Raw genomic sequence first — 21,925 nt, forward strand, 5'->3', positions numbered from 1 at the left:
TATTTTGATAGCTGCCAGCGCAAGTATTTACTGCGCTGGAGGTCATTTTCACACTTTGGTTTCGCTGGCGAGAAAATTGTCCTTTACCCGCACATAGTGCTCGGCCGAATAGCGCAGATAGGCGATTTCCTCGGGGGTGAGCGCCCGCACCTTGGCGGCCGGCCGGCCCATGTACAGGTAGCCGCTCTCCAGTACCTTGCCCGGGCCGATCAGGCTGCCCGCGCCGACCATGGTGCGCGCCGGTACCACCACGTCGTCCATGACGATGCTGCCCATGCCGATCAGGCACTCGTCGCCAATGCTGCAGCCGTGCAGGATCACCGAATGCCCGATGGTCACGTAGTTGCCGATCAGCAGCGGCGAGCCCTCGGGCTTGCTGGCGCTCTTGTGCGACACATGGCCCATGCTCAGGTCCTGGATATTGCTGCTGTGGCCAATGCGGATGCGGTTTACGTCGCCGCGCAGCACGGTGTTGCACCAGACCGAGCTGTCGGCGTCGATCTGCACGTCGCCAATCACCTGGGCCGAGGCGTGGATGAAAGTGCGTTCGGCCAGCACAGGCCGGGTATCAAGGTAAGAGGAGGTTGCCATGGAATGTGTTTGTATACAAAGCAAAGGTCCATCATAGGACAGCCCAGGCCAGGACCCGTCTTAGAATGCCGCCACGCTGTCCCCTGGAACCCCTTATGCCTGCAAGCGACGTCTCGGTCGTGATTCCTGCCTACAACGCCGCCCATTTTCTGGCCGATGCATTGCATGGAATTGCTGAGCAAACGCTGCAGCCGCGGGAGGTGATCATCGTCAACGATGGTTCCACCGACGATACGGTGCAAACCGTGGCGGCCTGGATTGCCGCCCATCCGCAGTCATACCCCATCCATTTACACAACCAGTCCAATAGCGGCATTGCGGCAACGCGCAACCAGGGCATTCGGCTGGCGCAGGGCGAGTGGCTGGCCTTTCTGGATGCCGACGATATTTTCGAGCCCGAGCACATTGCCGAGCTGATGCGCGCACTCGCTGCGGAACCCAAGGCCAAAGGCGCGTACGGCGCCGGCCGCTTGTTGGCCAAGGGCGTGCTGCAAGACATGCTTTACGACGACTACTGGGACAGCCCCTCGCGCAAATTCGGCACACCCATTGCGGGCACCGATTTCTACCGTATCGACAAGCAGATACTGCCGCGCATGATCAAGGGCAATTTCATCAAGCCGTCCAGCCTGGTCGTTTCCAGGGCCCTGGCCAACGAGGTGGGTTTGTTCAATGAAAAGCTAGCCACAGCCGAAGACCGGGAGTTTCTGGTGCGCCTGCTGCTGAAGGCCTGCTTTGTGTACGCCCCGGTGGCCATCACGCAGTACCGCTGGCATGACGACAACGCATCGCATGTGCGCAACGCCCGCCGCAATGCGGAAAACGGGTTGTTGGCCATCAAGATCATCCGAGACAATCCAAACATAGGCCTGGGGCCCGTGGAAATCGGGGCTTGCCAGGACGCGATTGCAAGCACCCTGCAAGAGTACTTCTATATGTGCAGCCAGCACGGTGTAGCGGCCTATGCGCAAGGCATGCGCTTTGCGCAGCGGCATTTCGGCTGGGCTTCGGCGCATGCCTCCTTGCGGGTCAAAAATATGGTGCGGAGCGTGGCTGCCCTGTTCGTGGACCCGCTCAAAAATCCAGCCAAAGACTATCCAGATCTATGAATCCAAGAGACATTGCGGGTGTGAACTCCGCCGGGGATGCGCCCTTGGTCAGCGTCATCATTCCCACCATGGCTTCTGCCGCGCGGGCCGAGCTTCTCCAGCGTGCGGTGAATTCCATCCGCTCTTCCTCTTCCCAGCCCGTGCAGATTATTGCGGTTGTGAATGGCAACCGTTCTGATGCTGCTGTGTGCGACTGGTTGAAGGCGCAGCCAGACGTCCATTTTGAATATGTGGCCAAGCCCTCGGCCCCGAATGCCGTGCTGCGTGGGCGGGAGTTGGTCACCACCGCATTTTTCTCGGCATTGGATGACGACGACGAGTATCTGCCTGGCAGTACCGATCAGAAATTGGCCGCGCTGCAAGCAGACCCGCTGGCGGATCTGGTCGTTGGCAACTACTACCAGCACCGTGCCGGTCGGCAGGTTTTGTCCTATGACCGCTTGGCGGACGTACCCGCTCGCCCATTGGACACGCTGATGGAGTTCAACTGGTTGCACAACGGCAACGCGTTGTTTCGCTCGGCCTCTGTGGGCGTGGGCTATTTCCAGAATTACCACGACTACGCAGAGTGGACGCTGGTGGCTTTTAGGCTGGCGCTGGATGGCAAAAAGGTGGCGGTCGTGGATGCACCAGTATTCCGTTGCAATGAAGAAACACCAGGGTCCTTGTCCAAATCGGCGGCTTATTTCCAGGCCTACATTCCGCTATTCCAGCGCATGCTGGGGTTGGCGCCACCGCGACGAATTGTGCGCATGATCCAACGCAAGATCGGCGCGGCACACCATGATGCATCGGTAGCCGCGCTGGGAGACGGTGAACGCACAAGGGCACTGTTGCACCATTGGAAAAGCCTGGTGCATGCCGGTGGGTTGCGCTACCTCAGCTATACCCGGCGGTTGATTTTGTGATTTTGCTGCATCAGCGCTAGCTTATGTGGGTTGCATATTGCATCGGTGCACGTGCTTATTATTGGCCGTAGATAACTTTTTAATATGCACCTCACAAACCCCACCGCGCATCATCTTAAATATCGCTCCGATATCGATGGACTGCGTGCCGTTGCCGTTCTTGCTGTGGTGGGTTTTCACGCATTTCCATCCTGGGTGCACGGTGGATTTGTCGGTGTCGATATATTCTTTGTCATTTCCGGTTTTTTGATTTCTTCCATTATTTTTCTGAACCTGGAAAAAGATAAATTCAGTATTATTGATTTTTACGATAAGCGAATTCGAAGAATATTTCCGGCTTTGCTGGTGGTGATGCTGGGTAGTTTGGTATTTGGCTGGCATTTGCTGTTGGTGGATGAGTACAAACAGCTCGGAAAACATCTTGTAAGTGGCGTTGCATTTATTACCAACTTTATTTTGTGGAAAGAAAGCAGCTACTTTGATAATGTGGCAGAAACCAAGCCCATGCTGCACTTGTGGAGTTTGGCGGTGGAAGAGCAGTTTTATATATTCTGGCCCATTTTGCTAAGTTTCTTCTGGGGGCAGAGACGGGTTTTGGGGCTTGCTATTGCATTGATATTGGCAGGCTCTTTTTGGATGAATATATATTGGACCAGCAACCATCCCGATGCAGCATTTTATTTGCCGATGCCGCGTTTTTGGGAGTTGCTGGCCGGGGCCGTGCTTGCATATATCGCCATGTACAAGCCGGCGGTACACCAGCGGTACCCAAACGAACAGTCTTTCGCTGGCGCGGCGTTATTGGTGGTCGGTCTTGTTTATATCGACAAGACGCAACATTTTCCGGGCTGGTTGGCATTGCTTCCGGTCATCGGCGCATTTTTGCTTATTTCAGCTGGGCCCAACGCATGGGTCAATAGACATGTTCTAGGCTCCAAAGTATTGGTGTCGATTGGCTTGATCAGCTATCCGCTGTATTTGTGGCACTGGCCTTTGCTGTCATTTGCCCATATTTTGGAGTTGAATAGCCCTGAAATTAAATTGGCAGCAGTTTTCCTGTCATTTGTGTTGGCGATTGCCACCTATTTCTGGGTAGAGAAACCGGTTCGCTTTGGCGCGTACGGCAAAGAAAAATCCTTTGCCTTGCTGGGTAGCATGCTGTTGGTTGGTGTTGGTGCTGGCTATATTTATGCGCAGAATGGATTGGCCCGAATTGACGGTGGTGCGGTGGACCGGCCTGAGTTCTACAGGTATTTCTCTAATATTCCCAATGGCCGATTGGTGGAGGTGTTTGAGAAGAACTTCCGCCATGACTGCAATTTCTCTGATATTCAAAAAGAAATTTCGGGCGATAAAAACAGAACTCCCAAAGATGAAATCCCCAGCAGCTGCTACGCCAGAGACACCGCCAAATATGACAAAGCGGTATTCATATGGGGTGATTCGCATGCGCAAATGCTGAATTTTGGTTTGACCAAGAATCTGCAAAGCAACTGGCAGGTATTGCAGGTGGCTAGCTCGGGTTGCAGACCATCGGTGGATGTAGCCTCCGATTCATCTACCAGCTCTTGCGTCCGGTCCAACTGGTTTGCTCTGAAGGCGATTGCGCAGGCACGTCCTGATGTGGTCGTCGTGGCGCAACGTGCAGGGCATTCCGAAGTTGCGGCGCAGCTAATCAAGGCAAAACTGACGCAGCTCGGCGTCGCCAAGGTGGTTTTTACCGGGCCGACACCGGAGTGGGATTCCGATTTGCCCAAAATCATTGTTCGAAAGCTATGGAACGATACGGCGCACAGGAGCTTGGAAGGAATCGATGCAACGATTCTTGAAAAAGATAGGCTGTTGAAAAAATCGTTCAACGACACGCGGCTGCTGTATGTGAGCTTGGTCGATGTTTTTTGCAGTGTTGAAGGCTGCATGACATTTATCGGCGACGACCGAAAAAATGGCATTACAACCTGGGATTACGGCCACCTCACACCGGTCGCCTCCGACTATCTTTCTCGGTCGGTGCTGGCGCGTGCGGTGGCTGGCAATTGAGCCAGCGCAATGGCTCGGCTGGCCGCTTCCTCGGCGCGCTTGGTTTTCACGGTCTGCAGCGGGGCATTCGGCTGCCCAGATGTTTGACGCTGTCTCCGATTCTTCGGTCCCTTGTCATGCATGGTTGCATGGCCTAATACGGCCTTCTTGCGTGCGCGTTGTTCTGCAAGCTATGTATTCCACACCATGTCCACTCGTAAATCTTTAGTTTTCTCGTTTCTGGACCGCTATGCGAGTTTGGCGATGTCCATCGTTTCGTCCATGGTGATTGCCCGTTTGCTCACACCTGCGGAGATCGGGGTGTTTTCCGTCACCATGGTGTTGTTGATGTTCGTGGCTTCGGTGCGGGATATGGGCGCCGGCTCCTACCTGGTGCAGGAAAGAGAATTGACGACCGAGCGCATCCGGGCGGTGTGGGCGGTGCAGCTGGGTTTGGGTGTGGGTCTGGCGCTGCTGGTATTGCTGGCCAGCTACCCGGTGTCGTTGTTTTACAAAGAACCCCGCATGCGCGACATCATGCTGGTGATCGCCTTGAACTATGCGGTCAATCCGTTTGGCTCTTTGACCTACGCCTGGTTAATGCGCGAGATGCGTTTTGACAGTGTTGCGCTGATGCGTTTTGCTTCTGCACTGAGCGGTGCATTGGTGTCCACCTTCATGGCCTGGAAGAACTTCGGCCCCATCAGCCTGGCCTTTGGGTCGTTGACGTCCACGGTGGTGAATGCGCTGATGGCCACGTATTTTCGGCCGAAGTCCTTCCCTTGGCTGCCCGGGGTGGCGGAAATCCGGCGTGTGCTGGCGTTCGGCTCGCGCTTGTCCGTCAGCTCCATCGTCGGCGTGGCGGCTGGCGGTGCGCCCGAGCTGCTGCTGGGCAAATTGCAGAGCCTGGCGTCGGCGGGCTTGTATTCGCGTGCAAATGGCCTGGTGCAGATGTTTACCCGCCTGGTCACGGATGCTGTGGGCTCGGTATGTTTGCCCTGGTTTTCCAAGCAGTCGCGCGAGCAGGGCGATTTTGTGGAGCCCTTTGTGAAAGCCACGGCCTATGTGTCGGCGGTGGGCTGGTTTTTTTGCAGCATGGTGGTGTGCATGGCCCACCCCATCATTCACGTGCTCTACGGCACGCAGTGGGACGAATCCGTGATCCTGGCCCGGCTGCTGGCGGTGGGCACAGCGCTGAGCGTGCCCACCTCTTTGTGCGGCGTCGCCTTGCTGTCGTCGGGGGCAGTGAGCACGATTGCCCGCTTGACCATCGTCAACGCGCTGATGACCATATGCCTGGTGGCCGTGGGCGCAATGCAGGGGCTGGTGGCGGTGAGCTGCGCGTCGATTCTGGGCTCTGGTGTCTACGCCGCGTACAGCATGCGCCTGACGTCCAAGCACATCGGCCTGGACCTGTCGATGTTGTGGCCTGTCCTGGCGCGGAGTGGACGCGTTACGCTGTTCGCGGCCATTGGGCCTGTGCTGGCCCTGGTGTTGTTTGGCCCCACCCCCGAGCATTCTTTGCTGGTTGTGGTGTTTGCTGGCTTGCTGGGCCTGGCGGGTTTTGTGACGGGCGTGTTCTTTTTCAAGCACCCGCTGCAAGAAGAGCTGCAGTCGGTTTGGGCCAAGATTCGCCGTCGTTGATAGGGCTGAATTTCTAGACCTGTCCGGCCCCGCCACAGGCAAGCCACAGCACCTCATACGCTGCCAGCGTCACGCCGCCCTGCAGGGCCAGGGTTTTGCCGCTCAGCACATCCACCGTCGTATCCGGCTGGGCCGAGAACACCCGTGCCGGGCAGTGCTGTGCTTGTTCGCTGAAGTTGGCCAGCACCAGCACATGCGTCCCCGGCGCGCCGCGCATATAGCCCAGCACGCTGGGGTTATCGGCGCGAAAGCCGGTGAGTTGGCCACCAGCGAATACCTCCAGCGACTGGCGTACTTCGACCATGCGGCGCAGGCCCTGGTAGATCTGGCCGGGCACACTGTTCTTGGTGGTCCGCTGCGCGTAGAGGCTTGCGACGCGGGCCGGGCGGTGCACCCAGCGGCTGTCGCCGACCTTGGCCGGGTCGCTCAGATAGCTGGGGTCGTTCGGCGTGCCTACCTCATCGCCCAGGTAGATCAGCGGTATGCCTCCGGTACTCAGGGCCACGCTGTGCAGCAGCAGGATGCGCGCTGGCGCCAGCGGATCGCCTTGCTCGATGCCAGCCAGTGAGGCGCAGGTGCCGCTGATGCGGCAGTCGCCGGTCGCAGGGTTGTCCTGGAACGGCACGCCGCGGGCGAAGCTACCCTCGAAGCGGTTCACGTAAAAGCGGTTCAGAAACTGCCGGTGTGCAAAGCCGTGGATGCCGAGCTGGATCGCGTCCTCGTCGGCGAATGTCCAGCCTATGTCGTCGTGGCTGCGCACATAGTTGACCCAGCTGGTGTCCGGGTCCAGGTTGTGGCGCTGCTCCAGCGCCTGCTGCAACAGGTTCACCTCGCGCGTGGCCAGGCTGTTCCACAGCAAGGCCATCTGCAGCGGGTTGTACGACAGCTGGCATTCCTGCGGTGAGATGTACTTCACCACGTTGTCCGGGTGCACGATGGCCTCGCTCTTGAACAGCATGCTGGGCGCGGCGATCCGCACCAGCGCGCTGAAGGCGCGGATCACCGTGTGTGCTTCCGGCAGGTTCTCGCACACCGTGCCGAGTCGCTTCCACACAAAGGCCACCGCGTCCATGCGCAGGATCTCGGTGCCCAGGTTGGCGATGGCCAGCATCTCGGCGGCCATGGCGGTGAACACCGCGGGGTTGCTGTAGTTCAAATCCCACTGGAAGCTGTTGAAGGTGGTCCAGACCCAGCGGCCATCGGCCAGCTGCGAGAACGCGCCCGGGTGCTGGTCGGGGAAGATCTCGCGCACGGTTTGGTCATACGCATCGGGCAGCGTGCGGTCGGGGAACAGGTAGTAGAAGTCGGCGTACTTGGGGTCGCCGGCCACGCAGGCGCGGGCCCAGTCGTGCTCATCCGAGGTGTGGTTGAAGATGAAATCCAGCACCAGGCTGATGCCCTCGGCGCGCAGTGCGGCGGCCAGGGTCTGCAGGTCGGCCATGGTGCCCAGGGCCGGGTTCACCTCGCGGTAGCTGCTGACCGCGTAGCCGCCGTCGCTGTTGCCGTCCGGGCATTTGAACAGCGGCATCAGATGCAGATAGGTCAGGCCCAGTTCCTTGAAGTACGGGATCTGCTTCAGCAGGCCCTTCAGATTGCCGGCGTACAGGTCCACGTAGCACACGCCGCCCAGCATCTTCTGCGACTGGAACCAGCGCGGATTCTTCTCGCGCTGTACATCCAGCGCCTGCAGATCGACCGGGCGCGCCAGCCAGGCGTCGAAGCCCACAGCTAGCAAGTCGACCAGGAAGTCCAGAAAGTCCGCCCGCGCGCCGTACAGCTGGGCCAGCTCGGCCACCAGGGTGGGGAAGTGCGCGTCCAGCCGGGTGGCAAAGGTCTTCCAGGACTTGCGTGCGGCCTTGGCTTCCGGGCGTGCGGCCAGCTGGGCCGTGACGTGTTGCTGGGCGAGCTGGGTTTGGTGGGCGAGGGACAGCATGGGCGGCGTATTCCGGTGGTCAGAATCAGGTTTTCAAAGCGCTTTGAATGTAGCAAAGATTGAAACCTGCTTGTGCCTACAAGCACACAGGGGAAACACCGAGGCGGCCCGCCCCAGGAATACACAGGCAGGTCTCAGAATTCCTTCCAAGAGCTGCCTGTGCACGCGCCCTCAGTCGATGGCCAGACGCTGCGAGCTGGTGGCCGCTTTCTTGGGCAGGGTCAGGGTTAGCATGCCGTTGTCGTACTTGGCTTTGGCCTGGCCCGGGTCTACCTCTTGCGGCAGCTGGAAGCTGCGCGCCACCGCGCCGTAGTAGCGTTCGCTGCGTAGCAGTTTTTCGCCGTGGGCTTCACGGTCTTCCTGCTTTACCTCGGCGCGCAGCGTGACCGTGCTGCCTTCCAGAGACACCTGGATGTCCTCCTTGCGCACGCCGGGCACTTCGGCGTTGACGGTATAGGCGCCGTCGGTCTCGTGCACGTCCAGCTTGATCTGGGCGGGCGAGGGCAACGGGTCGCCATGCAGGGGGCGGACGTACAAACTGGGCACCACGTCGCGAAAGAATTCATCGAACAAGCTGCCGCGGTTAACCAATGCATTCATGGGATTGCTCCTTTCTTACTGGTGGTGGCGACACCCCCGTGGTGGCGCCATACTTCTCAAATATTGGCCGTTGGCGTAGTTTCAAGAGCTGTTTGCACAATCGCAGATGTGACTTTTCGTTGAGCCAAGCGCTATAAAGAAAACAGGCCGCTGGCGCACATGTTGCGTGCGTCTGCAGCTAGCAATTCAATAGCGCTACACTGCGCCACCATGTCCTTGCCCCTTTCGCCGCGCAGCCATGTTGCCGAGTACACCCAGCGCATGAACCGGGTGCTGGACCACATCGACCGGCACCTCGATACCCCGCTGGACCTGGCGGGCCTGGCCGATATTGCGCACTTCTCCGCCTTCCATTTCCACCGCGTGTTTGCCGCCTGGATGGGCGAGACCCTGGGCGACTACCTGCGCCGGCGCCGACTGGAGGTGGGTGCGCTGCAACTGGCCCGCCTGCCGCAGGCACCGGTGCTGCAGATTGCGCTGGCCGTGGGCTTTGGCTCGGGCGAGGCCTTTGCGCGGGCCTTCAAGCTGCGCTTTGGCTGCACGCCCAGCGCCTGGCGCGCGGCCACACCGCAACGCTGGGCGGACGAGTTGGTCCATGTACGCCGCCAGCAAGACCGCAATCTGGATCAGGCCCAGCGCAAGCCGGATCAGGCGGCCCACCGTGTTTCTGGGAACCATCAAGGTCTCAACAACCTGGAGCCTCTCATGCACGTCAGCATCGCCACCCTGCCCCCTACCCGTATTGCCTATATGCGCCACATTGGCCCTTACGGCGCCACTATCAGCCGCTTCTGGGCCGAGCAGTTCATGCCCTGGCGTAGCGCCCAGGGGCTGGATGGCGCGGCCTGCTACGGCATAGGCCGCGACGACCCCCACGTCACCCCGCCGGCCCAGTGCCGTTACGACGCCTGCGTGCAGGTGCCCGACGACTTTGTAGGCCGCAGCCCGGTCAGCGTGGCGGAACTGCCCGGTGGGCGCTACGCGTTGGGCGAGTTCCGTGGCACAGGCGTACAGATCGGCCTGGCCTGGAGCGAGATGCTGCGCGACTGGCTGCCCGCCAGCGGCATGCAGGCCGACGCGCGGCCGTTCTTCGAGTACTACCCTGTCGGCAGCTATCACGACCCCGCGACGGGCGTGTTCTCCTGCCAGATCTGCCTGCCCGTGCGTCGGTTGTAGCGCTGAAAGAAAATCGGGTCCTGGCACAGGAAATACCTGCGCTAGAAGCTATCTAAATAGTAGCAAACGGCGACTGCAGGCCATCGACAGCAGACCTGCAACACATGGTTGTTCAGCCTATGCGCAGCCCTGTGGTGGGGTCGAATAGCATGGCTTTCGCAGCCGCTGGCAGCAGCTTGATGCGGTCGCCGGGATGTGCGGTCAGGCGGTCCTTGAACACGGCCAGCACGGTCTGGCCGGCGATCTTGACGTGCATCTGCGTTTCTGCGCCGGTGGGTTCGACCACGACGATCTCTGCATCCACCCCCCGTTGTGCGTCTATCTTGAAATGTTCGGGGCGTATGCCGCAGACCACCTGGCCGGGTGCCGTGGCAGCCAGGCCGTCCAGTGGCAAGCGCGTACCGCCGCCCAAATGGAACAGCGTGCCATGGGCTTCGACCTCGCCCTGGAGGAAGTTCATCGACGGCGAGCCGATGAACCCGGCAACGAACATGTTGCGCGGGTTGTCGTACAGGTCCAGCGGTGCGCCGATCTGCTCGATGACCCCTTCCTGCATCACCACCACCACGTCCGCCATGGTCATGGCTTCGATCTGGTCATGGGTCACGTAGACGGTGGTCACCTTCAGGCGCTGGTGCAGTTCCTTGATTTCAGCGCGCATCTGGATGCGCAGCTTGGCGTCCAGGTTGGACAGCGGTTCGTCGAACAGAAACACCTTGGGGTTGCGTACGATGGCCCGGCCCATGGCGACCCGCTGGCGTTGCCCGCCGGAGAGCTGTTTCGGGGAGCGTTCCAGCACTGGCTGCAGGTTCAGGATGCGTGCCGCGTTCGCCACCTTTTCGGCAACCTCGGCCTTCGGCATGCCGTTGATCTTGAGCGAAAACCCCATGTTTTCAGCGACGGTCATGTGCGGATACAACGCGTAGCTCTGGAACACCATCGCGATATTGCGTAGCTTGGCGGGAACGCCGTTCATGCGCTCGCCGCCGATCAGCAGCTCACCACCACTGATGTCTTCCAGTCCGCTGATCAAGCGCAGAAGGGTTGATTTGCCACAGCCGGACGGCCCGACCAGGGCCACGAACTGTCCGTCTGCAATGTCCAGCGAAATGCCGCGCAGTATCTCCGTCGGGCCGATTTTTTTGGAAACGTTTTTGAGTTGCAACGAGGTCATGGATTCTTCTTTCTAGCGGATACGAAACAACCGTGCGCAGTACGGTGCCGGCAATGCGACGCTGAGGCGTCCGCTGGTGTCACTCCATTGGTAGTCGCAAGCGTAGCCGTGGGGGTAGACCAGTTCGGCCTGCCTACCCTGACCGGCCAACAGAGGCAGGTCGATGCTGTATTGCGTGGGGCCGTCCATGCGCCAGACGGCTAGGTAGCACGCAGAGTCGCACACCAACGCAAACGACATCCAGGGGCTTTGCAGCGTCGGAATGCCCTGCGGCCAGAACGGGTGGGCGCGTGGTATGACATTACGCAGCTCCTTGTAGACGGCAATGCCCTCCTTCACCAGTGCGAATCGTTCCGCGTCAATGTCCACCAGATGGCCGCTTTGGTGGATGCGCAGCAGCATGGCGTTGACCATGTTGAACACCACTTCTTCGCGGTCGCCGTCGCGCAGAGGATACGACCACACCGCCAACTGCTCCGGCGTGCACAGCGACGCGGTAGAGGCTGCTATGACGCCGTTCTTGCGGTAGTCGGTCTGGTCGCTGCTGGACTGGATACTGTGCCGCTGCAGCAGCGCGTAGTCCATGCGCAGGCCACCGCTGCCGCAGTTCTCTATAACGAGCTGCGGGTGGCGCGCAAACACGGCGTCTAGCCAGCCCAGGTAGGCTCGGGTGTGCTGTAGCAGGCCTTCGCCAAAGCTGTCGGCGTCCACGCCCGTGCCTATGCCGGCGTTGATGTTGTAGTCCATCTTGATGTAGCCGGCACCGTATTCCAGCACCAGGCGGTCCAGTACAGCATCTGCGTAGCGTCGCACGTCGGCGTTTCTGAAGTCCAGCTGGTAGCGGCTGTTTTCGGTGACACGCTTGCCGTGCCGCATGAAGAACCAGCTATCGGGCAGCTGCTTGGCCAGGGGGCAACGGATGCCCATGACCTCGATCTCCAGCCACAGCCCGGGCACCATGCCGCGCATTCGGATATGGTCCAGCACCTCCTTGATGCCGTCCGGGAAGCGCGCCGCAGACGGCAGCCATTCGCCCACGCTGTCCCACCACCAGCCGTCCGAATACCAGCCGCAATCGACACAGAAATACTCGCATCCCGCCTCTGCCGCGCGGTCGATCAACGGCAGTAATTTGGCGGTAGTGGGGTCGCCAAACAGACAGTTCATGTAGTCGTTGAAGATCACCGGCAGCCATGTGTTGTCGTGGTTGGGGCGGCGTATGTCGCGGCGGTAGTCGGTGAGCGCCGCGATGGCGGTGTTGAAGCCGCCATCCACCAGACCGACGCAGGTGGGCACCGAAATGAAGGATTCGCCGGGTTGTAGGTTCTTCCACCAATGGTGTTCGGTTTCGGTCGGGCCGCTGAGCCGCAAATACAGCATGTTCGAGACGTCGCTGATTTCCCATTGCCAGGGGCCGTTGTTTTCGATTTGCCAGAACAAGGTGCGGCCTGTTTCGGTGTTCTCCAGCATGGCCATCGGTGCATACTGCGCGGTGGACCAGGTGCCAGTGGCGCCTATCTGGATGCGCTTCATGGAGAACTCGTTCACATGGCTCAGACCCAGCTCTGGCAGGCGGTAGCTGCGCCACTGCGCTTCACCAAACCAGGTGCTGTGCGGGATGTGCAGGCACATCTTTTCGTCCCGCGCGGTAAGCCCGCCTAGGTCCAGCCCAGTCAACGCAAATGACGACAGGTATTCGATGCCCTGTGCCGCACTGCCAATATTGCTCACCTCGGTCCAGCTGCGCACGATGGGCGCCACCATGGAATGCACGAAATGACTGAGTACCACCGTGCCGCTGCGCTCGTCGCGCTGCGTGATGGTCAGCGTGCCCGCTGCATCGTCCTGTGCCCAGTGCGTCAGCCGCAGCCGCTTGCCGGGGTTGCTGGCGATGCGCTTGCAATCATGGTTGGCCTCGTAGTTTTCGCCGGAGTGATGGACTTCTACCACCCGAAAGGCTTGGTGGTTCTTCTCTGGCAAAGCATCCCGTGTGTCGTCGGCTGGACGCAGGGCCAGCAGGCGGACATCGCCGTCGGTATCGACATGGAAAACCAGGCTCAGGAAGTGGGAAGAGAAGGTGCGGATATCGGTGTCTAGGGTCATGGTGTTCAGCCCTTGACCGCGCCAGCGGACAGGCCTTCGATGAGGAAGCGTTGGAGGTACAGAAACATGGCTGCAACGGGAAGAATGGCCAGTACTGCCGCGGCCATCAGTCCGCCCCAGTCGGTGGCGTACAGGCCCTTGAACAGCATCACGCCTGGGGTCAGGGTTCGGTGCGCTTCATCGTTGATGAGCACATAGCCAAACATGAATTCGTTCCAGGCGTTTATGAAGGCAAACACCCAGGTGGACAGAATGCCCGGCGTGGATAGCGGCAGCACGATGCGAAAGATGGTGCCTACCAGGCTGCAGCCGTCGATCTCGGCCGCGTCTTCCAGCTCCACCGGAATCGCGTCAAAGTAGCCTTTCAACATGAAGGTGCAGACGGGCAGCATGAAGCTGGTGTAGACCAGAATCAGCGCGCCGTAGCTGCTTAGCAGGTGCAGGCTTTTCACCAGCATGTACAGCGGCACCAGCAGCAATACGCCGGGAATCATTTGCGACGCCAACAGCGCGCCGCTTACCAGCTTCACAGCTTTTTTCTCGCCCCAGCGACTCATGGCATAGCCGGTGAACACCGCCACCAACATGGTGAAGATGGTCGATGCCACGGCCACGATCAGGCTGTTGCGAAAGAAGACCAGAAAGGCCGTATCGAACAGCACCCGCCGAAAGTTTGACAAGGTGGCGTTGGCAATCATGAAGGTGGGCGTGGTGCTTCGGATCTCGTTGGCCGGCTTGAACGCTGTGTCCACCATCCACAGGAAAGGGAACAGGCAGTACACGGCAAATGCCAGCAGCACCAGATAGGTCGCCGTTTTCAGCACTTTGGATTGGTTCTGGAATGCGGACATCTCAGTCCTCCTTCTTTCGGGTGGCGCGGCGTATCAGATGTGAGCCAACAAACATGGCGCTCATGAACACCAGCATCAGTGTCGCAACCACCGATGCGGCACCCACGTCAAAGGTGCGCATGGCGTAGTGGTAGATCAACAGCGGCAGCGTCTGGGTGGCATTTAGCGGTCCGCCCTCGGTCATGACGTAGATAAAGTCGAAATTGATCGCCGTCCATATCAGGTGGATGAAGATCAGCGTCAGCGAAATCGTCTTCAGATGCGGTAGCGTGATGTGTATGAAGCAGCGCGTGCTGCCGGCGCCGTCCACGGCGGCGGCCTCATACAGATCTTTGGGGATGGCCATCAGGCCGGCCAGCAGGCTGATGGTGTAGAACGGAAAGCTGCGCCAGATGTTGACGAAGATCACCGTGGCCAGCGCCGTGTTCTCGCGTCCCAGCCAGTAGTAGGGTTGGTCCACCAGATGCAGCTTGAGTAGCCAGTAGTTCACGATGCCGTAGTCGGGCGTCAGCATCCAGGTCCAGATGAGACCGGCCACCGCGATGGGGATGATCCACGGAATGGTGATGGCGGCGCGAAAGAAGGCCCGGCCCTTTATGTTCTTGGCCAGCACCAGCGCTGAGGCCATGCCCAGCACATATTCGCCAGCTACCGAGAAAATGGTCCACCAGACGGTACGCCACACCGCCGGCATGAACTCCTCGTCCTCAAATACGGCGCGGTAGTTGTCCAGGCCGGCGAAACCGGCGGCGCCGGTATTGACCAGGTTGACGTTTTGGAAGCTATCCCAGATGACCCGCAGCAGCGGGTAGGCGATCAGCAGCAGCAGCAGGGCGGCAGCGGGCAGGACGAAACATAGCGCGGCCATGCTGCGCCGCTTTTCCGTGCTGTAGCTGGGTTGGGGGCGTGGAGGTGTGGTCATTGCGGTCATTCTTGGCGCTGCAGGTGCACGTCTTCACGACAACCATACGGTGTCGGGCATGCTGGCGGCTATGCGCAGGACGGGAGTAGGTCTGTCCTGCGCAATGGATGGCGGTTTACTTGGAGCTCAATTGCCCGGATTTGCGCAAGTCCTGGTTGATAGCCTTGGCCAGCCAGGCGGCCACCTCTTTGGGCTGGTCCTTGCGTATCAGCACGCGGCCTACGGCATCGGTCATGTTCTTGGATATCTGGCCCAGCGCGACTGGTGGGAACACAACGCCCGTGGGCGCCAAATCGGTGAAGCCCTTGCCCCATTGGGCGTGGCCCAGCACGTCGGCGCGTGGTGAGTTGTCCGGGCGTATGTCCTCCTGCCATTCCTTGGATAGGATGTAGCTGGCGAACTTCCAAGTCTCTTCGGGGTGTTTGGAGCCCTTGAAGATGTACAGCGGGCTGACTTCAAAGAACGTGGCGGGCTTCAGCTTGTAGGGAGGTGGGGCGACTTTGGCGTCCTGCATGGTGGCGCCGTTCTGCGTCGCCAGGTTCTGCATCCACGGGCCATCGACCACCATGGCGTACTGGCCCAGCGCGAAGTTGGTGTCCTCTTCCTGCCAGCCCCAGCTGGCGGCGTCCGGTGCAATCAGGCCTTTGTCCAGCATGTCCTTGTAGAAGGTAAACACTTCTACGGCACGCTGCATTTCCGCCGGGTCGGTTTGCCAGGTGTTCTTGTATTTGCCATCGGTCTGGGGGCGGGCAATCAATACATCGTTCTGGGCGAGAAAAGCAATCAGCTCCTGTGGTGCGCGTACGCCAGTTCCGGCAATACCGAACGCATATTTGCCGGTGGCGGCCTTCACTTTTGCGGCCATGCCCAGCATGTCGTTCCAGGTGGCAGGCGGCGCGTTGTAGCCCGCTTTCTTCAGCATGTCGTCGTGGTAGACCAGGGCCCGAAGTCCTATGTACTGGGGCAGCGCCAGCAGCTTGCCGTCCACTGTCAGGGAGGCGAGCACATTGGGGCGTATGTTGGCGTGGTCCGGCCACTTGTCGGCGTAGGGACTCAGGTCGAGCAGGGCGCCCATTTGGCGCAGTTCGCCAAACCACTCGGACAGACCCCAGCTCACGTCGGGAGCATCGCCACCGGTCACGGAGGTCACCAGCTTGTCGTGCAGCATGCCGAAGGTGATGACCTGCACATTAATCTTCACGCCCGGGTGGCTTTTTTCATAGCTTCTGATGCGGTCCATGGATTTGGTTTCTTCCGGCGTTCCCGGTGTCCAGGAAGACCAGTAGTTGAGGGTTACCGTGTCGGCCCGGGCGTGCCCGACCATTGCCATCACTATGCCGGCCATTGCGGCCCATTTTTTCAGTTTCATAGTTGTGTCTCTGTTGTGGTTTTAGGCACCACCGTGCGTGCACCGTGGCGTGTCTCCTGCCGGAGTTGGTCGGGGCTGGGCCTTTGCAGACCTGGGCTCCCCTTCCTGCTCCACGCGTTGCAAATATCGCCCATGCTCTAGCCTCCAACAAGAGTAGAGCGGCGTCAAAAAGGGTAATTTTGTGCTCTAAAGATCTAGACAGATGGCACAAATTCCAGGGCTTGCTGCCGGTCGCGATACCATCACGGCCTTAGCGTTCGCACTCGGACGCGTTGAACGAAAACCTTGCCGAAATTGGGGGACACCGGTGTTTTCTCAGCTTAGAAAGTTGAATTCGGACGCGCGGTTACTGGTGCTGCCCAAGCCGGTGCTGCCGACCACGGTCAGCGTGAATAGCGCGGCCTACGAACATCTGGAAAATGTCTCCTACAAATGGGACGGTGCACGCCGCCGCATCCCGTTTGCGCTGGTGCAGCACACCATCTCGGGTTGCGGCCATCTGCGCTTCGAGGGTCAGCGCATCAAGCTGGATGCGGGTACGACCATGCTGCTGCAGTTTCCCCACGACAACAGCTACTGGTTGGAAGAGGGTGGGTCTTGGGAGTTTTTCTGGATGGCCCTCAGCGGGGAGGAGGTGCTGGCGCTGTGGAAACGCTTGATACTGACCCGTGGTCCGGTGCACTACCTCCCGGTGGAGGTGGGCCAGCAACTGGGCGACAAGCTCATCGACATTCTGGGCATGCAGGTCATTCACGCCGCGCGGCTCACGCGTGAAGCAACCGAGATATGTAGTCTGCTCAGCACCGTGCTGACCGGCCACATGCCCGGCGATATGGCGACCCATGCGCCACGGCTGGAAGAAGATCTGCGACTGGCGGTTGATTTGATGCTGGACTACAAGGGCAAGCAGCTGCCCATCTCCGACATAGCCCGGTCGCTGGGCTATAGCAGGCACTATTTCAGCCGGGCCTTCAAACGTCAATACGGCATGTCGCCAGTGGAATACCGCGATGCACAGCGCATGGCGCATGCACAGGCACTGCTGCTGCAGACCGACAGCAAAATCAAGCTCGTGGCAGATGCCTGCGGCTTTGAAGACCCCAACTACTTCGCCAAGGCGTTCAAGAAGCGGTTTGGCATCGCGCCCCTGGCCTACCGCTCACGCAACGGCGGGCACTGACGGCGAATTTATAAGAAATGGGCTATTGATGTAGATAGAAACTGCGCAGGTAGCTATCACAAACATAGCAATTTCGCATCATGCTTTGCTGCCCGCAGTTCTAAACTGGACCGCATGTTTTCACTGCCCCGCACCGCCACCGCTCCCTTTTGTCCGTCGGAAGTCAAAGGCTCGGTGGGCGACGCCATGGGGCTGCCCCTGCACAAAAAGCTGCTGCGTTACGCCGGGCCCGGGCTGCTGGTGTCAGTGGGCTATATGGACCCCGGCAACTGGGCGACGGACATTGAATCCGGCTCCCGCTTTGGCTACGGATTGCTGTTCGTGGTGCTGCTGGCCAGCCTGGCGGCCATGCTGCTGCAAACCCTGTGCGTGCGCCTGGGGCTTGTGGCGCAAAAAGACTTGGCGCGCCTGTGCCGCGAGCAGTATTCGCCAGGTGTGAACCGCTTCCTGTGGCTGGGTGCCGAGCTGGCCATTGTGGCCTGCGACCTGGCCGAAGTGCTGGGCAGCGCGCTGGCCTTGCATCTGTTGTTCGGCGTGTCGGTGCCGGTGGGCATTGGCATCACCGCGTTGGACACCGTACTGGTGCTGGGCTTGCAGGGCGCGGGCTTCAGGCGCGTGGAGGCCATTGTGCTGGGTCTGGTGCTGACCATCGCCGGCTGCTTCATGGTCGAGCTGGCCATGGCCCAGCCCAACTGGCTGGGCGTGGCCATCGGTTTTGTGCCCAGCCTGGAGCGGCTGCAGCAGCCCGGCGCACTGTATTTGGCGATAGGTATCGTTGGCGCCACGGTGATGCCGCACAACCTGTACCTGCACACCAGCATCGTGCAGACCCGTCGCGTGCATGCCTCCGAGGCGGGCCTGCGCGAGGCGCTGCGCTTCACCACGCTGGACACCCTGGTGTCCCTGTCATTGGCCTTGCTGGTCAACGCCGCCATCATGGTGCTGGCGGCCAGCGCCTTCAACAGCAACGGCCACCGCAGCGTGACCGACATTGCCGATGCCTACCACCTGATCGAACCCGTGGTGGGCAGCGCCCTGGCCGCCAGCCTGTTTGCGATCGCCTTGCTGGCCTCGGGCCAAAGCTCCACTTTCACCGGCACCATCGCCGGCCAGATCGTGATGGAGGGCTTTCTGGACCTGAAGATACCGTGCTGGCAGCGCCGCTTGTTGACGCGGGTGCTGGCCCTGGTGCCGGCCTTCATCGGCGTCTGGTGGCTGAGCGAGGACGCCATCGGCAAGATGCTGGTGCTCAGCCAGGTGGTGCTGAGCTTTCAGCTGCCCTTCGCCATGGGACCGCTGATCCGCTTCACCAGCAGCCGCGCGCTGATGGGTCGCCACGCCAATGGGCCCATGCTGAAGCTGCTGGGCTGGGCCTTGTTTGCCATCATCAGCGCGGCCAATGTGTGGCTTGTGGTGCAGGTGCTGGCGTAAGAACATGTTCAAAGAAGAGCCCGCACATGGCGGGCTCCAGCTTTTGCCCGCAACGCCTGTGCGTGCAGGGGGCCACTACGCCAAGCCGAACTGCTTGTGCAGCACCTTGTCGAACAGAGAGCGCGGCAGAAAACGCCGGGCAAATGCACCCTGCCGAGCAGACTTGCCGGAGGGGTAGCGCAGGTGCGGAGTTTGATCGCGCGCCGCGAGGACGATGGTGTCGGCGACGCTTTCAGCGGTATCTGCTACGGCCATGGCGCGCTCAAACGCGACAAGATACTTTGCGCGGCTTGCGTTGTAGGCGGCGAGCGGCGTATCGGAGAGGACCGTGCTGGCTTCAAAGGATGTCCGGGTGGCTCCGGGTTCTATGACTGCGACACGCACGCCAAACTCGCGTACCTCATGGTCAAGCGCCTCGGAATAGCCCTCCAGCGCATGTTTGGTCGCCGAGTAATGGGCGCTGTACGGTGCAGGAATAAAGCCCAGCCCGGAGCCCACATTGAGGATGCGCCCGCGTCCCTGTCCACGCATGATGGGCAGGACCGCATTGGTCACTCGGACGACGCCGTGGTAGTTGGTTTCGAACAGAGCGCGGACTTGTTCGATCGAGCATTCTTCGGCAGCGCCCGTGATCCCGGAACCGGCATTGTTGACCAGCACATCAATCTGCCCTTCCAGCCTTTGCAACTCGCTGACGGCAGCTGCGACGGAGGCGTCGTCGGTGACGTCAAGCGCCAGCATCGGAAAAGGCCGCTGACCCGATTGAGCTCCGCGTCGGCTGGTGCCGTAGACCGTGTAGCCTGCTGCCAACAGCTTGATGGCTGTGGCTTCACCGATGCCTGATGAGGCGCCCGTCACGAGCGCCACAGTTTTATCTTTTTTCATAAAAGTCCTGTTGTAGCCTTATTCCCGTTGGGCCTACGAGGCAACCTGGTAACGCTCCGCCGCATGTGCCTGACGGATGTCCGCCAGTAGTGCTTGCCGTGCGGCGTCCAGGGCATCCCAGCGTGCGGCGTCCTGCAGTGGCGGGATCGTCACCGGCTCTCGGCGATCGAAGCCAATCAGTGCGGCATCCACCAACTCGCCCACTTCCATCACCTCGGGCAGGGTATTCACGTCGATGCCTGCACGCCCCCAGATTTCCGTGCGGGTTGCCGCCGGCAGTACGGCCTGGATATACACCCCCTTGGGCAGGAGTTCCAGACTCAGTCCTTGCGACAGGAATAACACGAAGGCTTTGGTGGCACCGTAAACCGACATGCCGAATTCCGGCGCCAGTCCCACCACGGAGCCGATATTGACGATTGCGCCATTGCCGGCCTGCGCAAGCCGCGGCGCGATGGCGCTGGCGAGTCGAACCAGTGCGGTGGTGTTGAGCGCGACGATGCGGCCAACGTCGTCGGTCGCCTGGTCGATAAAGCTGCCGGACTGGGTGGCCCCGGCATTGTTGATGAGGATGCCGATCCGGGCGTCATCGCGCAAACGTGCTTCAACCGTGGCCAGGTCGGCGGTCTGTATGAGGTCGGCCTGCAGGATATCGACGGTGACGCCATGCGCCTGGCGCAGGCGGGTTGCGAGCGTATCCAGACGTGCTTTGTTGCGGGCAACCAGTACGAGGTTGTGGCCGCGTTGTGCAAAGCGCTCGGCATAGGTGGCGCCGATGCCGGAAGAGGCGCCGGTGATAAGGACGGTGGAAGGGGTGGTCATGTGTTTACTCTCTGGGTTGGGTGAATCTATGTGGAGGTGCAGGCGGCCTCGTCAGTCCTTGCGGGTACCTTCGTTGGCAAGGCTTGGGTAATCGGTATAGCCCTTGGGGCCTGGCGTGTAGAACGTCTCCATGTCTACGGCGTTCAGCGCTGCATTGGCCTGCATACGTTGCACCAGATCGGGGTTGGCGATGAACGGGCGGGCGAAGGCGATGAGATCTGCCTGGCCTGCCTGGAGTGCCGCCTCCGCTCCGGCAAGATCGAAACCACCGGCTAGGATGAACAAGCCCCGAAACGCAGCACGAAGACGCGATTTCAACTCAGCCGGCACCGGCGGTGCACCGAGCGCCGAGTGGTCTAGCACATGGAGGTACAGCAGGCCCAACTTCGAGAGTTCCTGGGTCAGTTCCAGGTACTGGGTTTCCAACTCAGGGTAGGCACCCATGTTGTTGAACACGCCGTAGGGCGATAACCGGATGCCGACGCGGTCGGCACCGATGGCGGCCACCGTGGCGCGGGCTACTTCCAGTGCAAAGCGATTGCGGTGGGCGATGCTGCCGCCATAGGCGTCGCTGCGCTGGTTCACATTCGCGTTCAGGAACTGCTCGATCAGATAGCCATTTGCTGCATGCAGTTCGATCCCGTCGAATCCCGCTTCGATAGCGAGTCGGGCAGACTGGGCGTACTCCTCCACGGTGTGGGCAATGTCGGCTTCGGTCATCGCCCGGGGCATGCTGTGTGGCAGCATGCCCTGCGCGTCTGTGTATATCTCGCCAGGGCACACGTCTGCCGTCGACCCGAGTACACCCGCGCCCGCTGGCAGATTGGCAGTCTGGCTCACGCGGCCGGTATGCATGAGTTGTACGAAGATCTTGCCACCCTTGGCATGGACCGTATCGGTGATTGCTTTCCATCCGCGCACCTGGGCATCATTGAAGAGCCCAGGTATGCGTGCGTAGCCCAGTCCGTTGGGAGAGGGCGAGGTGCCCTCGGTGATGATCAGGCCAGCCGTGGCACGCTGACCGTAGTACTCTGCCATCAAGGCATTCGGTGTATTGGCATCGACGGCGCGGTTGCGCGTCATGGGAGCCATGACGGTGCGGTTGGCGAGTTGAAGCGAAGCAGCAATGAGAGGTTCGAAAAGCATGGTGGTCCTTTGATCTTGGAAGCAGTGAAGCGGGGGTGAATGGTTGGGCTTGGCCGCGACAA

18 protein-coding genes are annotated in these 21,925 nt (G+C 60.4%); 7 read left to right on the plus strand and 11 right to left on the minus strand.

Annotated elements, in window-relative coordinates; translation table 11 throughout:
• Positions 1-48: 48 nt before the first annotated feature.
• Positions 49-591, minus strand: a complete 543-nt coding sequence (locus AC07R0_RS15530) for a gamma carbonic anhydrase family protein (RefSeq protein ID WP_495105513.1) — start codon at positions 589-591, stop codon at positions 49-51.
• Positions 592-686: 95 nt separating this feature from the next.
• Between AC07R0_RS15530 and AC07R0_RS15535 the strand changes: the two genes are divergently transcribed.
• The 4 genes from AC07R0_RS15535 (at position 687) to AC07R0_RS15550 (ending at position 6,271) form a co-directional block, all read left to right on the plus strand.
• Positions 687-1,700: a glycosyltransferase family 2 protein gene (locus AC07R0_RS15535; RefSeq protein ID WP_495105514.1), complete on the plus strand. Its 1,014-nt coding sequence runs from the start codon at positions 687-689 to the stop codon at positions 1,698-1,700.
• Positions 1,697-2,608, plus strand: a complete 912-nt coding sequence (locus tag AC07R0_RS15540) for a glycosyltransferase (protein WP_495105515.1) — start codon at positions 1,697-1,699, stop codon at positions 2,606-2,608. The genes AC07R0_RS15535 and AC07R0_RS15540 overlap by 4 nt, the downstream gene beginning before the upstream one ends.
• Before the next feature lie 84 nt (positions 2,609-2,692).
• Positions 2,693-4,648: an acyltransferase family protein gene (locus AC07R0_RS15545; protein ID WP_495105516.1), complete on the plus strand. Its 1,956-nt coding sequence runs from the start codon at positions 2,693-2,695 to the stop codon at positions 4,646-4,648.
• A gap of 186 nt (positions 4,649-4,834) precedes the next feature.
• The gene (locus AC07R0_RS15550; RefSeq protein ID WP_495105517.1) at positions 4,835-6,271 is read left to right on the plus strand and encodes an oligosaccharide flippase family protein; all 1,437 of its coding nucleotides are present in this window, start codon (positions 4,835-4,837) and stop codon (positions 6,269-6,271) included.
• A 13-nt stretch (positions 6,272-6,284) separates the two neighbouring features.
• Here the strand turns inward: AC07R0_RS15550 and AC07R0_RS15555 are convergent, their stop codons facing one another.
• On the minus strand, positions 6,285-8,204 hold the full coding sequence (locus AC07R0_RS15555; RefSeq protein WP_495105518.1) for an alpha-amylase family glycosyl hydrolase: 1,920 nt from the start codon (positions 8,202-8,204) through the stop codon (positions 6,285-6,287).
• 171 nt (positions 8,205-8,375) lie between these two features.
• On the minus strand, positions 8,376-8,804 hold the full coding sequence (locus AC07R0_RS15560) for an Hsp20/alpha crystallin family protein (protein ID WP_495099746.1): 429 nt from the start codon (positions 8,802-8,804) through the stop codon (positions 8,376-8,378).
• A gap of 210 nt (positions 8,805-9,014) precedes the next feature.
• Between AC07R0_RS15560 and AC07R0_RS15565 the strand changes: the two genes are divergently transcribed.
• Positions 9,015-9,980 carry an AraC family transcriptional regulator gene (locus AC07R0_RS15565; RefSeq protein WP_495105519.1) on the plus strand — a complete coding sequence of 322 codons (966 nt, stop codon included), beginning with the start codon at positions 9,015-9,017 and terminating at the stop codon, positions 9,978-9,980.
• A 112-nt stretch (positions 9,981-10,092) separates the two neighbouring features.
• On the opposite strand, the gene AC07R0_RS15570 is transcribed toward AC07R0_RS15565, so the two are convergent.
• The 5 genes from AC07R0_RS15570 to AC07R0_RS15590 all read right to left on the minus strand — a co-directional run bounded on the left by AC07R0_RS15570 (position 10,093) and on the right by AC07R0_RS15590 (position 16,399).
• Positions 10,093-11,154 carry an ABC transporter ATP-binding protein gene (locus tag AC07R0_RS15570; RefSeq protein ID WP_495105520.1) on the minus strand — a complete coding sequence of 354 codons (1,062 nt, stop codon included), beginning with the start codon at positions 11,152-11,154 and terminating at the stop codon, positions 10,093-10,095.
• A gap of 12 nt (positions 11,155-11,166) precedes the next feature.
• On the minus strand, positions 11,167-13,257 hold the full coding sequence (locus AC07R0_RS15575; RefSeq protein ID WP_495105521.1) for a glycoside hydrolase family 36 protein: 2,091 nt from the start codon (positions 13,255-13,257) through the stop codon (positions 11,167-11,169).
• 5 nt (positions 13,258-13,262) lie between these two features.
• Entirely contained in the window at positions 13,263-14,108 is an 846-nt protein-coding gene (locus AC07R0_RS15580) for a carbohydrate ABC transporter permease (protein WP_495105522.1), read from the minus strand.
• 1 nt (position 14,109) lies between these two features.
• Positions 14,110-15,030: a carbohydrate ABC transporter permease gene (locus AC07R0_RS15585; RefSeq protein WP_495105523.1), complete on the minus strand. Its 921-nt coding sequence runs from the start codon at positions 15,028-15,030 to the stop codon at positions 14,110-14,112.
• A 115-nt stretch (positions 15,031-15,145) separates the two neighbouring features.
• On the minus strand, positions 15,146-16,399 hold the full coding sequence (locus tag AC07R0_RS15590) for an ABC transporter substrate-binding protein (protein WP_495105524.1): 1,254 nt from the start codon (positions 16,397-16,399) through the stop codon (positions 15,146-15,148).
• A 328-nt stretch (positions 16,400-16,727) separates the two neighbouring features.
• On the opposite strand from AC07R0_RS15590, the gene AC07R0_RS15595 reads away from it, so the two are divergent.
• Both AC07R0_RS15595 and AC07R0_RS15600 read left to right on the plus strand, forming a co-directional pair.
• Positions 16,728-17,579, plus strand: a complete 852-nt coding sequence (locus AC07R0_RS15595) for a helix-turn-helix transcriptional regulator (protein WP_495105525.1) — start codon at positions 16,728-16,730, stop codon at positions 17,577-17,579.
• A 114-nt stretch (positions 17,580-17,693) separates the two neighbouring features.
• On the plus strand, positions 17,694-19,010 hold the full coding sequence (locus tag AC07R0_RS15600; RefSeq protein WP_495105526.1) for an Nramp family divalent metal transporter: 1,317 nt from the start codon (positions 17,694-17,696) through the stop codon (positions 19,008-19,010).
• Positions 19,011-19,085: 75 nt separating this feature from the next.
• Here AC07R0_RS15600 and AC07R0_RS15605 read toward each other — a convergent pair whose 3' ends face one another.
• Genes AC07R0_RS15605 through AC07R0_RS15615 form a run of 3 tightly spaced genes read right to left on the minus strand, consistent with a single transcriptional unit; the run spans position 19,086 to position 21,863 of the window.
• The gene (locus AC07R0_RS15605; RefSeq protein WP_495105527.1) at positions 19,086-19,895 is read right to left on the minus strand and encodes an oxidoreductase; all 810 of its coding nucleotides are present in this window, start codon (positions 19,893-19,895) and stop codon (positions 19,086-19,088) included.
• A gap of 33 nt (positions 19,896-19,928) precedes the next feature.
• Positions 19,929-20,717 carry an SDR family NAD(P)-dependent oxidoreductase gene (locus tag AC07R0_RS15610; protein ID WP_495105528.1) on the minus strand — a complete coding sequence of 263 codons (789 nt, stop codon included), beginning with the start codon at positions 20,715-20,717 and terminating at the stop codon, positions 19,929-19,931.
• 51 nt (positions 20,718-20,768) lie between these two features.
• Positions 20,769-21,863, minus strand: a complete 1,095-nt coding sequence (locus AC07R0_RS15615) for an alkene reductase (RefSeq protein ID WP_495105529.1) — start codon at positions 21,861-21,863, stop codon at positions 20,769-20,771.
• Positions 21,864-21,925: the final 62 nt, after the last annotated feature.

Source organism: Rhodoferax sp. GW821-FHT07F03 (assembly GCF_059418745.1).

Bases quoted from the DNA above. Each gene is read 5' to 3' on its own strand.
- AC07R0_RS15530 (WP_495105513.1), bottom strand. From the start codon at position 591: ATGGCAACCTCCTCTTACCTTGATACCCGGCCTGTGCTGGCCGAACGC.
- AC07R0_RS15535 (WP_495105514.1), top strand. From the start codon at position 687: ATGCCTGCAAGCGACGTCTCGGTCGTGATTCCTGCCTACAACGCCGCC.
- AC07R0_RS15540 (WP_495105515.1), top strand. From the start codon at position 1,697: ATGAATCCAAGAGACATTGCGGGTGTGAACTCCGCCGGGGATGCGCCC.
- AC07R0_RS15545 (WP_495105516.1), top strand. From the start codon at position 2,693: ATGCACCTCACAAACCCCACCGCGCATCATCTTAAATATCGCTCCGAT.
- AC07R0_RS15550 (WP_495105517.1), top strand. From the start codon at position 4,835: ATGTCCACTCGTAAATCTTTAGTTTTCTCGTTTCTGGACCGCTATGCG.
- AC07R0_RS15555 (WP_495105518.1), bottom strand. From the start codon at position 8,204: ATGCTGTCCCTCGCCCACCAAACCCAGCTCGCCCAGCAACACGTCACG.
- AC07R0_RS15560 (WP_495099746.1), bottom strand. From the start codon at position 8,804: ATGAATGCATTGGTTAACCGCGGCAGCTTGTTCGATGAATTCTTTCGC.
- AC07R0_RS15565 (WP_495105519.1), top strand. From the start codon at position 9,015: ATGTCCTTGCCCCTTTCGCCGCGCAGCCATGTTGCCGAGTACACCCAG.
- AC07R0_RS15570 (WP_495105520.1), bottom strand. From the start codon at position 11,154: ATGACCTCGTTGCAACTCAAAAACGTTTCCAAAAAAATCGGCCCGACG.
- AC07R0_RS15575 (WP_495105521.1), bottom strand. From the start codon at position 13,257: ATGACCCTAGACACCGATATCCGCACCTTCTCTTCCCACTTCCTGAGC.
- AC07R0_RS15580 (WP_495105522.1), bottom strand. From the start codon at position 14,108: ATGTCCGCATTCCAGAACCAATCCAAAGTGCTGAAAACGGCGACCTAT.
- AC07R0_RS15585 (WP_495105523.1), bottom strand. From the start codon at position 15,030: ATGACCACACCTCCACGCCCCCAACCCAGCTACAGCACGGAAAAGCGG.
- AC07R0_RS15590 (WP_495105524.1), bottom strand. From the start codon at position 16,399: ATGAAACTGAAAAAATGGGCCGCAATGGCCGGCATAGTGATGGCAATG.
- AC07R0_RS15600 (WP_495105526.1), top strand. From the start codon at position 17,694: ATGTTTTCACTGCCCCGCACCGCCACCGCTCCCTTTTGTCCGTCGGAA.
- AC07R0_RS15605 (WP_495105527.1), bottom strand. From the start codon at position 19,895: ATGAAAAAAGATAAAACTGTGGCGCTCGTGACGGGCGCCTCATCAGGC.
- AC07R0_RS15610 (WP_495105528.1), bottom strand. From the start codon at position 20,717: ATGACCACCCCTTCCACCGTCCTTATCACCGGCGCCTCTTCCGGCATC.
- AC07R0_RS15615 (WP_495105529.1), bottom strand. From the start codon at position 21,863: ATGCTTTTCGAACCTCTCATTGCTGCTTCGCTTCAACTCGCCAACCGC.